Origin of the sequence: Ferruginibacter lapsinanis, assembly GCF_020783315.1 — a bacterium.
Lineage (GTDB): Bacteria > Bacteroidota > Bacteroidia > Chitinophagales > Chitinophagaceae > Ferruginibacter > Ferruginibacter lapsinanis.
Genome location: NZ_CP086063.1, coordinates 2,218,848 through 2,236,375 on the forward strand (window position 1 = coordinate 2,218,848; position 17,528 = coordinate 2,236,375).

The 17,528-nt window shown below is 37.6% G+C and carries 5 protein-coding genes; 3 read left to right on the forward strand and 2 right to left on the reverse strand.

Annotated features, from left to right (window positions below; genetic code table 11):
* Positions 1–78 precede the first annotated feature (78 nt).
* Both LK994_RS09530 and LK994_RS09535 read left to right on the forward strand, forming a co-directional pair.
* On the forward strand, positions 79–7,158 hold the full coding sequence (locus LK994_RS09530; RefSeq protein ID WP_229759850.1) for an SdrD B-like domain-containing protein: 7,080 nt from the start codon (positions 79–81) through the stop codon (positions 7,156–7,158).
* Between the two features lie 481 nt (positions 7,159–7,639).
* On the forward strand, positions 7,640–12,922 hold the full coding sequence (locus tag LK994_RS09535; protein WP_229759851.1) for an SdrD B-like domain-containing protein: 5,283 nt from the start codon (positions 7,640–7,642) through the stop codon (positions 12,920–12,922).
* Positions 12,923–12,995: 73 nt separating this feature from the next.
* Here the strand turns inward: LK994_RS09535 and LK994_RS09540 are convergent, their stop codons facing one another.
* Together LK994_RS09540 and LK994_RS09545 are read right to left on the reverse strand one after the other, a co-directional pair.
* Positions 12,996–13,598, reverse strand: coding sequence for an alpha-ketoglutarate-dependent dioxygenase AlkB family protein (locus LK994_RS09540; RefSeq protein ID WP_229759852.1), 603 nt, complete (start codon positions 13,596–13,598; stop codon positions 12,996–12,998).
* Between the two features lie 131 nt (positions 13,599–13,729).
* Entirely contained in the window at positions 13,730–15,211 is a 1,482-nt protein-coding gene (locus LK994_RS09545; protein WP_229759853.1) for a hypothetical protein, read from the reverse strand.
* A 779-nt stretch (positions 15,212–15,990) separates the two neighbouring features.
* Between LK994_RS09545 and LK994_RS09550 the strand changes: the two genes are divergently transcribed.
* Positions 15,991–17,391, forward strand: a complete 1,401-nt coding sequence (locus LK994_RS09550; protein ID WP_229759854.1) for a tetratricopeptide repeat protein — start codon at positions 15,991–15,993, stop codon at positions 17,389–17,391.
* The last annotated feature ends 137 nt before the right edge of the window (positions 17,392–17,528 follow it).

The window sequence follows — 17,528 nt, forward strand, 5'->3', positions numbered from 1 at the left end:
AGATACTTGAAAACCAATATCTTACATGGGCTGAAAAGTTCCGAAAAGCCGAATTAGTACCTAATTCAAACCTTTGAAATGAAACAAACCTCTATCTGCACAGCCGTGAAAAGGCCTTTATTTTACCATGAAATAAGGCTTGTTATTATCTTTTCATTCATGTTATTATTGCCTTCGATGTTCGCAGTTTCGCAAACTGTTGATATTGGTGTTGCAAAAACTGTGAGTGATGCCACGCCGGATGAAAATCAGGCCATAGCATATACCATAACAATAACCAATGCTGGTCCTGCTAATGCCAGCAACGTGGTTATACAAGATATTTTACCGTCGGGGGTAACGTTTGTTTCTTCCTCTGCTACACAGGGAACATATGATGTTAATACCGGTTTATGGACTCTAGGATCTATTAATAAAAATGCTGTTAAAACACTTACGTTGAATGTTACTGTTAACAGTGGTACTTCAATGCAAACGATCAGTAACACAGCTTCTTTAAATGCTGTAACACAAACAGATGCTTCGAGTGCCAATAATTCAGCAACAGCAAACTTAACTGTTAATGGAGCGGATCTTTCACTGACAACACAAGTGAATAAGTCATCGGCGATGCCCGGAAATACTGTAACCTATACCGTTACCGTTACCAACAATGGGCCGTTGGCTTCAAATGATGTTCAAATTCAGGATATACTTCCAGCAGGGTTGACCTATGTCTCTTCTTCAGCAACCGAAAGTTCTTATAATTCTGCTACACAAATTTGGGGCGGAACTAATCTTGACCTGGCAATTGGAGAGACGAGAACCTTGACCATCAATGCTACAGTAAATGCAGGTACATTAGGAACGATCATAACCAATACTGCAAGTATTACGACGGCAACTCAGCCTGATTCTTACACTTCAAATAATTCGTCAAGTGCTTTTACTGTTATAGGTAATACAGACCTTTCAATCAGCAGTACTGTTAGTAATCCTTTTTTATCGGAAGGAGACCCAGTGGTGTATACAGTTACAGTGACCAATAACGGACCTTATACCGCAGCTCCATTTTTAGTAACAGATGTATTGCCATCACAATTGAATTATGTTTCTTCTTCGGCTACACTTGGTAGTTATAATGCTACTACAGGAGTGTGGAGTTCGGGTACTTCTACGCTTTCTTCTGTAAGTGGAAGTAACACAGCAGTACTTACTATTAATGCTACGGTAAAAAGTAATACAGCTACATTTCGTGTATCAAATACTGCTAATTTAACAGTCACACAAAGTGGAAATACACTTTCAAACGATACGACTACAACATCATTCCAGATTAATGGCGCAGATTTACAATTAGCGATTACGTCAAGTAATGCAGCACCTGCTGAAGGGCAGGCTTTCAATTATACAATCACTATAACCAATAATGGCCCAAATGCTGTTGCCAACACATCTGTATCCACCCAATTAGCCGTTGGATTAAATTATGTTTCAGCAGTTGCATCAAAAGGAACATATTCAAATGCTACAGGAAACTGGACAGGGATTAATTTGGTAAATGGAGAAAGTACCACACTGACGTTGACAGTTAGTTTCCAAGAGGCAAAAACGATTGTTACAACTGCTTCTATTCTAAGTTCATCAGAGCTGGACGCAACCACTTCAAATAATACCGCCTCAGTTACTGTTGCTGGGTATAAGAATTTTAAAGCTGGAGCCTGTATCATCAATATGGGTATCACCCCACAAACATATAATAACGGCTTACGTCCATATGGATTAGTGTATAATTTAGTTCGTGCATATAAAGTGCCAGTTTATTGGGCAGTAAATCCAAATAAAAGTTTTGTTACTGCAAGCAGTAAAGTAGATCAGGTTGATTTTACTGTAGGAGCTACTTCATACAAAGGAGGTGCATTTATCATTCCTTCGGAATATGTTCCGTTTGTTCAAACTTTCATAAATTCCTGGGTTACAGCATATCCTGGATTGACGGTAAACTTTAATCAGCCTGCATTTACTGCTCCAGTTTATAATTATATCACTTCGTTTCCTAATGCAGTATTGGACTTGCAGAACGGAACTAAGATCAGGGATGCATTCTATTTAAATGCTGGTATTCCTGATTCATCATACCGTTTAGGAACACCGGCTGATCTGATTAATTGTGATGATATATATGCAATGCCTCATGCTGATCCGCAAAGCTGGACATTAGCTAGCGGTTATGGTCAAACGCTTAAAAATTTCGTAGCAAGTGGTGGTTATTTATGGGCAGCCTGTCACTCGGCCAGTGCATTGGAATCATTGGTGGATCTGAATGGCGATACTAATCCCGATCTGAATTTTTTAAGTAATGCAGGGTTGGTTCCATGGACGGATCATACAGATGGAACTCCACCGTATTCATATAGTACATCTCAAGGCTTCTTCAATCCACAAATTGCCTCTGATCCATTTATGCAATTCATGGGTACATTAGATGGTGCTCTACAGAATGGGTCTGAACAAATATATATACCTTATTCAGCGGGTTGGAGATCAACCACTAAAATTGCGATATACGATAATGATCATCCGCAAGTCACAAGTGGTACGTATGCTCCGGGCCCTGCAGCATTAGTTGCATACGGAAGAGGGTTTGGTAGTGCTTCTAACGGTATGGTATTGTATGAAGCATCTCATACTATTGCTGGTGGTACTGAAGCAGAAAACGTTGCAGCGGCAAGGATCTACGGAAATTTCTTATTAAATGCCGGGGTTGAAAGAAGACCTGAATTTTATAATTTCTCTGTTCCCGATTCTATAGAAACTTTAGATACTGCAAATGTTAGTGTGAATATTGCAAGAGGTACTCCTGCTTATTCTATATTGTGGACCAGTAGTAATGGCGGTAGTTTCTTGAATGCTCAGGCGCTGTCAACTAAATTTGTTGCACCAAATGTTACAGTAGTTACTGATTTTATATTACGTGTTACAGTAACCGATGCCTGCGGAAGAATAAACTTCAGGAGTAAAGTGATCAGAGTGTATCCTATACTCTACGGTTCAATAGGAGATAAGGTTTGGGATGATCAAAATGGTAATGGTGTTCAGGATGTTGGTGAACCGGGACTTTCTGGTGTTTCAGTAACAATAACTCGTCAGAGTAATGGTGTAACAAGTAGTACAACAACAAATGCAAGTGGAGTATACTCATTCAGTAATTTAAGACAAGGTACATACAACCTTAGCTTTACAACTCCATCGGGTTACATAGCAGCAACTGCTAATGCAGGGGCAGATGATACAAAGGATAGTGACCCGGTTTCCGGAGTAATAAGTGGTATTGTTTTAACTCCGGGTCAAAATGATTCAACCGCGGATGCTGGCTTTCAATCAACCAATCTTAACCTGGGTAAATTTGTTTGGGACGATCAAAATAATAATGGTGTACAAGATGTTGGGGAGCCTTTCATCAGCGGAGCTACTGTTAATTTATACAGGGATGCTGATGCTGATAATGTTCCTGATGGCGCTGCGGTTTCTACAACAACTACCAGTGCAGGAGGTGTGTATGCATTTACTGGTTTAACTCCGGGTAATTACATAGTGGGTGTTGTAATACCTGCAGGATATACAAGAGGAACAACCACTGCAACAAGTACTTCTCCAAATAATGATGATAACACTGATAATAATGGTGTAACAACTGCAGGTGGAGAAGTAAGAAGTAATTATATTTCGTTAGTATCAAGTAATGAACCAACAACTGATGGAGATGGTTCGAATGGTAATCTCACATTAGGGGTTGCATTAAAAGGAACAGGTTCAATTGGTGACCTGGTTTGGGATGATCAAAATAACAATGGCATACAAGATACCGGTGAACCAGGTCTTTCTGGGGTAGTTGTAACTTTAACTTATCCAAATAATAGTACAATTAACACAACAACAGATGCAAATGGCGGATATACTTTCAGCAATTTAGCACCTGGTACTTACAGTCTTGCTTTTGCAACACCTTCAGGTTTTAGTGCTTCTACAGCAAATGTTGGTGGCAATGATTTGAAAGACAGTGACCCGATAGGGGGTGTGGTAACTGGTATTGTTTTAACAGCAGGGCAGTTAGATACAACTGTTGATGCAGCCTTTGCATGTATTGGTATTCATACTTCTGCATTACAAACAGCTTGTGAAACTTATAATTGGCATGGAATTGATTATACAACAAGCGGATCATATATTTATAACTATTTAAGTGGTACAGGATGTCCATCTACGGATACATTACACCTGATCATCAATTATGGCACTCACAATGCATTAACACAAACTGCTTGCGAAAGCTATAACTGGCATGGAACAGATTATACAACAAGCGGAGATTACACCTACAGTTATACTAACGGGTCAGGATGTGCATCAGTAGATACTTTACATTTAACAGTAAACTACGGTACACATAATGCAACAACGCAAACTGCTTGCGAAAGCTATAACTGGCATGGAACGGATTATGCTGTAAGCGGAGATTACACTTACAGTTATACTAACGGGTCAGGATGTGCATCAGTAGATACTTTACATTTAACTGTAAACTATGGTACACATAATGCAACAACGGAAACAGCTTGCGAAAGCTATAACTGGCATGGAACGGATTATGCCGTAAGCGGAGATTACACTTACAGTTATACTAACGGGTCAGGATGTGCATCAGTAGATACTTTACATTTAACAGTAAACTACGGTACACATAATGCAACAACAGAGACAGCTTGCGAAAGCTATAACTGGCATGGAACAGATTATACCGCAAGCGGAGATTACACTTACAGTTATACTAACTGGTCAGGATGTGCATCAGTAGATACTTTACATTTAACAGTAAACTACGGTACACATAATGCAACAACGGAAACAGCTTGTGAAACTTATAATTGGCATGGAACGGATTATGCCGTAAGCGGAGATTACACTTACAGTTATACTAACGGGTCAGGATGTGCATCAGTAGATACTTTACATTTAACTGTAAACTATGGTACACATAATGCAACAACGGAAACAGCTTGTGAAACATACAACTGGCATGGAGCGGATTATACCGCAAGCGGAGATTATATCTATAGTTATACTAACGGGTCAGGATGTGCATCAGTAGATACTTTACATTTAACTGTAAACTATGGTACACATAATGCAACAACGGAAACAGCTTGTGAAACATACAACTGGCATGGAACTGATTATACCGCAAGCGGAGATTATACCTATAGTTATACTAATGGATCAGGTTGTGCATCAGTAGATACTTTACATTTAACTGTAAACTATGGTACACATAATGCAACAACGGAAACGGCTTGTGAAATATACAACTGGCATGGAACGGATTATGCCGCAAGCGGAGATTACACTTACAGTTATACTAACTGGTCAGGATGTGCATCAGTAGATACTTTACATTTAACTGTAAACTATGGTACACATAATGCAACAACGGAAACAGCTTGTGAAACATACAGCTGGCATGGAACGGATTATACCGCAAGCGGAGATTATACCTACAGTTATACTAATGGATCAGGTTGTGCATCAGTAGATACTTTACATTTGACAGTAAACTACGGTACACACAATGCAACAACGGAAACAGCTTGTGAAACTTATAATTGGCATGGAACGGATTATACCGCAAGCGGAGATTATACCTACAGTTATACTAATGGATCAGGTTGTGCATCGGTAGATACTTTACATTTAACAGTAAACTACGGTACACACAATGCAACAACGCAAACTGCTTGCGAAAGCTATAACTGGCATGGAACGGATTATACCGCAAGCGGAGATTATACCTACAGTTATACTAATGGATCAGGTTGTGCATCTGTGGATACTTTGCATCTGACCATCAATAATTGTAGTAGTATAGGTGATGTAGTATGGAATGATCAAAATGGCAATGGTCTTCAGGATGTAGGAGAGCCGGGTATTCCTGGTGTGACTGTGATCTTGACTTATCCAAATAATGCAACAGTTAGTACAACAACTGATGCAAATGGTGGATATACATTCAGCAATTTGGCGTCGGGTACTTATAGTCTGACCTTTACAACTCCTGCCGGGTTTGCTCCAACTTCATCAAATCAAGGAGGAGACAATAGTCTGGATAGCGACCCTGTGAATGGAGTGGTTAATAATATTCTTTTGTCTGCATCACAATCTATGACAACAGTTGATGCAGGTTTCTATACACCATTTGGTTCAATAGGGGATAAAGTATGGAATGATGCAAATAAAAACGGTATACAGGAACCGGCAGAGGCAGGCATGGCTGGGGTTGCTATATCATTGTTGGATAATTCAGGGGCAGTTGTTTCTACAACAACAACTGATGCTACAGGTAATTATGTATTTGAGAATGTTCCTGTAGCATTAAGCGGAACCGATTATCAGGTGCAGTTTGGGCTGCCTTCATTATATAAATTCTCACCGGAAGGAGAGGGGAATGATAGAAGTGCAGATAGTGATCCGAATACAACAACCGGTAAAACAAAACTTATCACATTATCTCCGGGAGATAAATTCAAGTCAGATGTTGATGCAGGTATGTATACAATTGCATCCATCTTGCCAGTTAAATTTGTTAACCTGGATGGCGTAAACAAAAGCTCAGAAGTGCAACTTAAATGGGTTGCTATAACTGACCAAGGGTTTAAACATTTTGAAATAGAATACTCTACTGATGGTATCAGTTATACAAAGATTGCTACTGTAAGTGGAGTGTCAACACCGAATGAAAAAAATTCTTATTCTTTTGTACATACTTCTCCATCAGCAGGAACAAATTATTATCGATTAAAATCTGTTGATATCAATGGAGCATTTATATATAGTAATTCAATTGCGGTGAGAGTAGGGGTAACTATTGGAATTGTCAATGCTTATCCAAATCCGTTCACAGACAGGATCGATATTAATTTCCAAAGTCAATTAGCAAATAGTATAAGTATTCGAATGGTTGATATTTCGGGCAGAGCAATAAGGTCAATGACAGGTAAAGTAAATAGTGGTAATAATCATTTAGTGGTTGGTAATCTGTCTAACTTGCCTCCAGGAACTTATGTTCTGGAAATAATTGACCTGACTGATAACGCAGCTTATAGATACAAATTGATTAAACAGTAAGTGAACTAATGACTTATATGTTAATTAATAATTCATATTATTGAAAAATAGTTCTTAAAACTTTTATTTATCGGGGCCGAATGTTATATTTGGCCCCGAATAAATAGAAATCCTATTTTTATTTTATCCCATTATCCTTTTAATTCCAACCTTTTTACTAAAATTCTGTTTATCAGTAGTGTTGATATAATTTCCTTGTCAATCAAACTGATAAAATACGAATGAAAAAAAATGTATTTTTATACAATATTATTTTTTTTTTTACGTTTAGTCACTTAATTACGGGCTAAGTCCCCGATCCTCTAATACCTATCGAGTTAACCAACTCACAGTTCAATGACATACATCTGTCATTCAACTTCCATTTATCCATCGAATTTCTGCTATCTCTTCATTGAGATTGGTGTATTCTGTTTTGTGTCATTACAAAATTGCTATACTCATTACCTGAAACAAACTATAATACTTAAAAAAGCAAACGATGGGAAATACCTCTACCCTACAGAAACTCGGCTTCATTAAGCCGATTGCGAAGCACAAATTAGGCATCTTGTTATTATTGATCCTGCTAGTGAATATGGATTCATTAATGGCTCAATCGTTATCATTAGGTAACAGGGTCTTTTTAGATAAAAACAGAAGTGGTAAATATGAAGCCACTGATGAGCCAATTGCTTTCACAACTGTTCATTTGTATAAAGATCTTACCAATGATAATGTTCCTGATGGAGCTTTTGTTGGAACTACAATGACTGATGCAAATGGTTTCTATTCATTTGTAAATCTTACACCAGGCAATTATATTGTAGGTGCAGTAATTCCTGCACCTCTGGCTATTACAGTATTAAACGGTGGCGATCCCGATAATGATATTGATGAAGATAATAATGCTGTAAAAATGTATAATGGCGAAGCAATTGGTAATTCCATTACACTTACTGCAACCGGTGAACCAACAAACGGTAACAGTAATAATACATATGATATTGGTTTGTACAATCCAATACTGGCACCTGATGGAGGAAAAAGTTGTTTTTCGGGCACCAGCTCAATTGTATGGGCTAAAAGTACATGGACTGCTAATGTGAATGATGAGACAGTGACTATCAGAACAACGTTTGCGAAAACTTTTGTTGATAATACTTATGGAACAAGTGCAATAGGTTGGGCATCTGGCCATACTTTCAGTAACCTTGTTGGTTCGGATAATTTAACCTGGTCGATCAGGGATGCTAATGGTATTGAAAAATTAAAATTCCAACAAGATTATATATCAGCTAGTACAAGTTTTCCTTCAGGTTATGGTACATTAGGTTTTGGAGGTGATGGTGCCAGCCCATCTGTAGGATTAGCATCTGATGTATTAAGTTTCAGAACTTCTATGGATGTTAACTTTAATAATTTCGGATATGTACTAACAACCAATTCACCAGCCACAGATACAAACTATAAAGTAAATCCAACTTACCCGAATTGGATCAATGAGGTTTGGTATGAGGTAACGGTAAAAAAATCTGCATTCGGTGCAGCTGGTTTTGGCTATCCGATAGTAGCATCTGTTCATGCTAGTCCGAGTAAAACAGGAAACAATACAGAGATCGTTACACAGTCTCCATGTGCAGATGGTTCTATAGGAGATTATGTTTGGAATGATCTCAATGGCAATGGTATTCAGGATTCCGGAGAACCTGGTATTAGCGGAGCGTTGGTTACACTAACGTATCCAAACAATACAACTGCTATTACAACAACAGATGCGAATGGGTACTATGAATTTAAAAGTTTATTACAAGGTAACTATACAGTGACATTTACTACTCCTTCCGGTTTTGTTTCAACCACTTCAAACCAAGGTGCCAATGATGCAAAAGATAGTGATCCGGTAAATGGTAGCGTTGTAGTAGCATTGGGTAATGGGCAAAATAATTTGACTATTGATGCCGGCTTTATGAGTCCTGCAAGCTTGGGTGATTATGTTTGGAATGATTTGAATGGCAATGGTATTCAGGATGCTGGTGAACCGGGTATTGAAGGAGTAACAGTAACCTTAACGTATCCAAATAATACAACTGCTACTACAACTACAAATGCAAGTGGTGCTTATATGTTCAATAACTTACCAGCCGGAACTTACAGCGTTTCATTTTCAGCTCCTTCTTTTTATTTGCCTATATCGGCTAATCAAGGTGCTGATGACACTAAAGATAGTGATCCTGTTGGTGGTATAGTAAGTAGTATAGTGTTAACAGCTGGTCAATCAAATACAACCATCGATGCAGGTTTTTATATTCCGGTTGGTTCGATCGGAGACAGAGTATGGAATGATGTAGATAAAAATGGGGTACAGGATTTTGGTGAGATTGGCGTTGCGGGTGTAACTGTTACTTTGTATAACAGTGCAGGTGTGATTCTGTCAACAACTATTACCGATGCATATGGTAATTATTTATTTTCAAATTTATCAGTGGCGGCTGCCGGTACAGATTATAAAGTGCGTTTTAGTTTACCTGCTCAATATAGATTTACAGGAAAAGGTCAGAGTGGTGATGCGGAAACAGATAGTGATGCTGATCTGGTAACAGGCAAAACAGCCAATGTTACTTTAACGCCTGCAATTAAAGACAGGACTGATATAGACGCAGGAATTTATTATACTGTTCCTGCTAAGATCGGAGATTTCATCTGGAATGATTTGAATGGAGATGGGTTCCAGGATGCAGGAGAGCCGGGCATTGCAGGTGTAACAATTACATTGTATAACAATGCTGGTATTGCTGTGGCATCAACCATCACAGATAATAACGGGTACTATCAATTCAGAGATGTGGCTGTAGGTATCTATACGCTGAAAGTGTCTGCCCCGGTAGGTTTTGTTGCCTCTCCAAAAGATGCAGCGGGTGATGATACCAAAGATTCTGATTTTGATCCAACAACTTTAAAAACAAATTCTTTCATTGTATCGAACGGTACAGTTAACTTGACTTTTGATGGAGGTTTTGTTGCGGTTCCTAAAACATTGTCAAGTGTAGGGGATAGGGTTTGGGTGGACCTTAATAGCAATGATCTGCAAGATGTTGGCGAACCGGGTGTAGCAGGTGTAACAGTTGAATTGTATACAGGAGCTGGTGTTTTAGTGAGCAGCATGTTAACTGATGCTTTCGGATATTATATCTTTAATAATCTTACTCCGGGCACTTACTATGTTAAGTTTTCTAATATTCCTGCAGGGTATGCTACTGTAGCTGCAAATGTTGGAGGGTTGGCTAATACTGCTATTGATAGTGATATTACAGGAACTAACGGTACAGGAACCACGAATACATTTACATTAGTAGCCGGTGAATCGAAAGTGACTATCGATGCAGGCATTCGCTCTGCGTCAGTTACCAACAATAGCCGCTTAGGGGATATTGTTTGGTATGACCTGAATAAAAATGGTATCCAGGATGGAGGTTTAGAAGTAGGCGTGCCGGGTGTTACAGTTATACTTTATAATGCTACAACCGGAGCTGTTATTAAATCAACTACTACAGATGTTAATGGTAAATATTTGTTTACTGATTTACCTGTAGGGTCTTATGTTGTTGGTTTCAACAACTTACCTGCCGGATATCAATTAACTGTTAAAGATCAGGGTGCAAATGATGCTACAGATAATGATGCCGACGCTACCACAGGACGTACAGGTATTTATACGATTGCTGCTGATGGTACTACAAATCTTACAGTTGACGCAGGTGTTGTATCTAATCCTAACGTTAGAGATGGTAAGGCTACCATTGGTGATAAAGTTTGGAATGACAAAAATGCTAATGGCATACAAGATACAAACGAACCAGGTATTGCCGGTGTAACAGTAACACTGTATGCAGGTAATGGTACAACTGTTATTGCAACAACAACTACTGATGGTTTGGGTAATTATATTTTTACCAATTTAGACGCAGGTAACTATGTTGTAGGATTCAGTGGTTTGCCAGTGGGTTATCAATTTACAACTGCAAAAGCAGGTACGGATGGTACAGCTGACAGTGATGCCAATACAACAACAGGAAAAACTACTGCTATAACTTTAGCAGCAGGAGAAGTAAATACTTCGCTGGATGCAGGTCTTGTTGCTACTACACCAAAATCTTCTTTAGGCGATAGAGTTTGGTTTGATAGCAATGGAAATGGTATACAGGATGCAGGGGAAACTGGTGTGGCAGGCGTTAGTGTGACATTGTATGATGCAGCTAATAATATTCTTAAAACAGCTGCGACTAATACAAATGGTAATTACTTGTTCTCCGACTTGAATGCAGGAAGTTATGTGATTGGATTTACCAATTTACCAACAGGGTATATTCCAACCATTCAAAATGCATTGGGTAGCAGTACAGAAAATAATAGTGATGCTAATGCAGCAGGGGTAACTCCAACAATTGTATTGCCTGCAGTTACAAATGACTTAGTATGGGATATGGGAATTGTGTCTTTAAGCAGAGCATCAGTAGGTGATTATGTTTGGAGTGATGTGAATGGCGATGGTATCCAAAATGCAACAGAAAAAGGAATTGCAGGTATCACTGTAACATTATATGATAATATGGGTGTGCCGGTTGCAAACACAATAACTGATGCTAACGGTTTTTATACTTTCAGTAATATCATTCCGGGAACATACATCATTGGATTTAGTAATATTCCTGTGAACTCAAGCTTCACTACAAAAAATGCTTCGGGTAGTACAGATGCTAACAACAGTGATGTTAATCCAACGGGTTTAACAGATGCTTTTGTTTTAGTTGGCGGACAAATTAAAACAGACGTTGATGCAGGATTGGTATCTAATTTTGCAGCGGTAGGTAATTATGTTTGGTATGATGTGAATGTGAACGGCAGACAAGATGCGAACGAACCAGGTGTGCCGGGTGTAGTGGTTACTTTGTACAATGCCAATAATATCAAAGTTGCATCAGCAATCACTGACGGTAATGGGTTGTATTTTATCAATAACATACCGGTAGCTTCAACAAGTAACTTTACCATTGTATTTACTAATACGCCTATTAATACACAAGGGTTTACTATAAAAAATGCGCCGGGTACAAATGCAAACAATAACAGTGATGCAAGTCCTTCCACAGGGAAGACAGATGCATTCACTTTGTCTCCAGGGCAGATCCGATTAGATATTGACGCAGGTATCATTACAACAACAGGCGGTCCGTTACCAATTGCATTTGCAAGTTTGAAAGGTACATATGCTAACGGTATGTCATCATTGAATTGGGCTACTCTGTCAGAATTGAATTTCAGCCATTTTGAACTGGAATATTCAACTGATGGTAACAATTTTAATAAGATCACAGATATCAACGCTGTAGGTAATAGTGCGTCACGTATTGATTACGGATACAATCATAAACAACCAACAGCAGGTACTAATTATTATCGTTTGAAATTGGTTGATATAGACGGACGTTTTACTTACAGTAATATTGTTGTGTTGAACGTAACTGTAAAAGGAATCAGTATAACAGGTGTTTATCCTAATCCATTTATAGATAGAGTAAATGTATCTGTAACTACAGAAAAAAGTGATATTGTTAAAGTAAGATTGTTTGACCATCTTGGACAATTGATACGCAATCAGCAATCAACTATTCAATCAGGTGTAAACATTATCACTGTAAATAATTTAAGTATGCTTTCTGCAGGTACTTATATTCTTGAAGTTAGAACAGTTGATAAAGTATTAACACAAAAATTGATCAAATAATACGCAGGATTTTTAAATTAGTAACCAAACCAATCATAAGCGGCTGCCTGAATAAGGTGGCCGTTTTATTTTTTCAAAGAATGATTGTTCTGAAGGTTAGGTTCACTCTTGGTGATACAACTTTTGTTGTAGGTGGTAAACGATGCAACCAGTTTTGTTGAGTAGCGTCTTTCATTACTAAAAGGCTGCCGGTTTCCAGCATAACAGATACTGTTTCTTTTGATTGCTTATGTTTAAAGGAGAATTTTCTTTCCGCACCAAAGCTCATAGATGCAATAGCTGCGTTTGGAGCCAGCATTTTTTCGTCATCACTATGCCAGGCCATACCTTCATTTCCATTATGGTATAAATTCAATAAGCAGGAATTGAAAGTTGCGTCAGAGATTTTTTCTGCAAGTACTTTAAGTTCCAGTAACTCGTTGGTCCAGGGCAGGGCCTTTTTGGTGATTTTAGAATAAGTATAATTGAAGTTGCTATCGCCATACCAGGCGGCTTTACGTTTGGTAATAATGTGTTTGCCAAAAATGATCGCTTCATCATTTTTCCATTCGATATTGTGCAAGAGTTGGTTGAGATAATATTGAGCCAGCTGTTCATTCATTATTTTTCCATAATAAATAACAGTGCCATCTTTTGGTAATAAATTCAATATCGGTTCATTGGCAAATAGCTTCATTGTTGTAATAAGAGAATGTGAAAGTACAAATTTGTTACGGTTGAAATATAGGTGTGTTGAATAAAGGGTGGTAGCAAAATAAAAAAGACTACCACTTGTGGGTAGCCTTTTTTATTTTCTCAATTGTTATACTATCTTACCATCCTCCATCCGATATAATCGATAGAGCATGTTCTGCTGGTTGTACCTGCAGTCTTTTCTATTTTAAAGAATAGTTTCATTGGAGCCGTAGGGATATTGGTAGTAACTGATCCTAAATAAGTAGCATCAATGTAATAATCTATTTGTGTACCTGTAGCATTTACTACGGCTTTCAATCTATACCATTGATTGGCATTTACTGTATTGGTTGTATTAAAAGTTGTAGAAGTACCTGCAGATCTGGTAGTTGCAACCCACGCTCCTGAGTTGGTGCCGTGAGTATAGGTAAAGTAAATGCCATTGCTAGGAGCTCCGGCGGTAACAGTACCAGAGGCTAAAACTAAATCTGATAAACCAAAATAAACCGTAAATGCTTGGGCGGCTACAGAAAGATTTTCAATTCTTACTCTTATCTCATAAATAACTTGTTTACCGCCAACTTTCATTTTGTCAACGTTATTAAAAGACCCTAGGCCAGCAGCTCCGGTTGTAGATGTTCCGGTTGTCAATACGTGTATACCAGCATAATCATTTCCAGCGCCACCAGCAGTGTATAAAGCTGATGTTCCATCAACTTGTGATGAAGCACCTGTACCACTTGTAGCTTGAGTAAATGCAAACTGGTTATCATTTGTACCAGAACCTGCGTATGTATCAAATACAAAATCTTCAAAGTTATCTTGTGTAAAGGTCAATACGTTAGCAGGAGTGGTGCTTACAAAATCTGATATTGATCTTTTTCTGATCGCACCTGTTGTTCCATCGATCGTTAATAAACTATCTGTGGATGCACCGGTAGATAAAGAACTTAATACAAGTGCACTACTGGCTGTAAGTGTATCTGCAAATGATTTTTTACCACCGATCGTTTGAGTGCCGGTAGTAATCAAGCCTCTTGCAGTAGCAGAAGCAGATGGAATATTAAAGGTATGTGTACTGCCACTTGAAGAAATGGCAAAATCTGTTCCGCTGGTTCCAACTGCATAAGTTTGCGTTGCACTCGAAATCCCATTCAGGGTGGTTAAAAAATTTCTTGGGTTAGAGGAATATGGATAATATCCTCCTGCAGTACTATCTACTCTTCGTATATACTTGGTAGATAGCGTAGCAGAATCTATTAAAAGCGTGCCAGTTGTTGTAATAGGTCCACCACTTAAACCATAGCCGGTTGATATACTGGTTAGGTTCCCTAACGGTTGCCAGTTAGGAGAGGAAGGTGTTCCGTTATTTACTTTAAACTTGCTATCGGTTGTATTATACACCAATAACCCTGTTGCAGGTGATGGAATAGCAGTTTGTTCGGTGGTAGTTAAACGGGGTATCAATAAACCTTTTGTTGTGCTGCTTATATCAAGCATTGCACTAGTGTCTGGCGAAGAACCGGTTTGATTGATCGCAATATTTTGAGCAGATACCTGTAAGAGAGATATTGCAAAAATTATTACACATAGAGGTTTCTTTAGGACTTTCATGATTGGATGTTTAGGCTGTAGTATTTTTTCGACGTACTAACACCTTAATAAACTCATATTAACAAAAAATATTGTTTAAAGCGTTCAGTTTTTATCAGTTATGATATTGTTTAAATAAAAAAGTGTAGAAAAATTACTATGACGAAATATCATTTAAATGGGGTTCTAATCCTTTGCCATATTGCCTTTTATCGTTTTTAATGTGATAAAATACAATATCAATTTTTGGAGTGGTATGATATTAAATTTTTTTTTTGAGTTGATCTGTCATTCATTAAAGACATAATAAAATGACTTGATATGTATAAGGTAATGATATAAATAACAAAATGATAGGGTTTCTACGCGTAGATTAAAATTTTTAATTTACTGATAATCAATATTTATAGCGGCAGCAATAAGAGTAAAACATTAAGTTTCATATGCAAATGTTTGAGATTATCCTGTTTTGGGAGTTGCATTACAATAGTGAAACTACGATTGCTAAAAAATGCTTCAAATACATATTAAACATATCTTACCAAGAATTAAGTGCAGAAATTTTGTTATATAATAACATCGGAGATAGCGCAATTATGCCTTGTACTGATCAGTCAGGATAAGATTGATATTACGGTCATTGTTGCTAATACACTAAAGAGCTTAATGTGCTATGCATGATAATGTAACAGACATAAAGAATAACAGAGGAAAAATGGTTTATAAATTCAATATATAGGCAGGCTATTTTTTATTAACTTACTTCACTAATTAAAATAATTTACTAAATATTCATCTGTATGTGGTCTAAAAACTTGCTAATAGTAGTATTGGTGTTGATCGCTACAACTGTTTCAGCACAAGTGATTAAAAGTCAGGCTGCATTCCGAATGTTGCAGACCGCTAATACTTTACTTGAAGCGAAACAATTTGAAGCTGCGGAAGAATATTATAGAAGTGGTTTGTTCAAAGCAATTCAAAATAAAGATTCATACTGCGAAGCATTTGCAAACGAAGGGCTTGGTAATTTATTTACAAAACTTGAGCAGCCGGATTCTGCGATCTGGCATTATCAGGTTGCGGTGAAATTATACAAAAACCAGAAGTTAACAGTAATTGCTACTCTTGTAGAAAGTCTATTAAAAAGTGTGCAGGGGATAGGAGATTTGTATGCCGGAATAGAAATAGGAGCTAAAGGCATTAAATTAAGTGTGATAGATGTAAAATTAAGTAAGGATAGAGAGTATGGGTATACTCTAAAACTGGATACTGCTATTAATACAGATGCGGCTTCATTGTCTTATCAAAGTGAGAAAGAAACATCAGATGCGGTAGCTATATTGCTGGATATTATTAACAGCAGATTTAAAATACCAGCGAATAAAATTTATGTTGTTGTTAGCAGTGGATTAAGACAAGAACTGGACAAATATAATAAGTTGGAGTATTTTGAATCAATCATACGTCCTAAAGGAATGGATGTTGCTATAAAAATCACGTCAATCACACCTGAACAGGAAGCAGAATTAAGTGTATTAGGAATCATACCGCAAAGACATCGGTTTACTGCAGGCCAGTTAGATATAGGGAGCGGCAATACCAAAGGAGGATATTTTACAGCTAATAAAATATTTGAGCCGATCACTTTTTCTTTAGGCACAAAATCTTTTCAGCGTTTGGTTGAATCAACAGCTAAAGGAGATGTTAATGATTTTGCAACAATGGCTGAAAAGTTATGGAATGACAGCTTGTCTAAATATGCTATCCGGGAATTCGTCAGTAAAAGAGAGATCAAATTAAAAGACATGCTTTATCTATCCGGAGGAATTGTCTGGGCCATTGTTTCTTTACAACATCCCGAAAAGATAAATGATAATTATGTAGAGATCACACCAAGTGAAATAGCTACATTCAAAAAGGAAATAGTTCAGAATTATGATAAGCTTACACATCCTGACCTTACAATCATACCCTCTCCTGAAGATGTAAAAGCTGCAGGTAAAAATATTGGTCGTGTGTTGAAAACATTTGATCAGAAAGCAATGGTAGCTGGAGCCATATGGCTAAATCATTTAATGCAGGAAATAACCACTATCAATCCTGCAAAGAAGATCATTTATCCAAAATATGGCTATGTAGGATGGATCAGCGGATATATTATCAAAAAGGTCACACAACAATACGTTGGACTTGTAAAGTAATTATTGAATGAGCCTTCCCATTATTTATTTCAATCAACAGAAAACTAAGAATATTGCAGCATTGATAATCATCATGTTGACTTTTTAAACAACATGATGTGATAAATGTCAACTGATGTTGTGATGTTGGTCATATA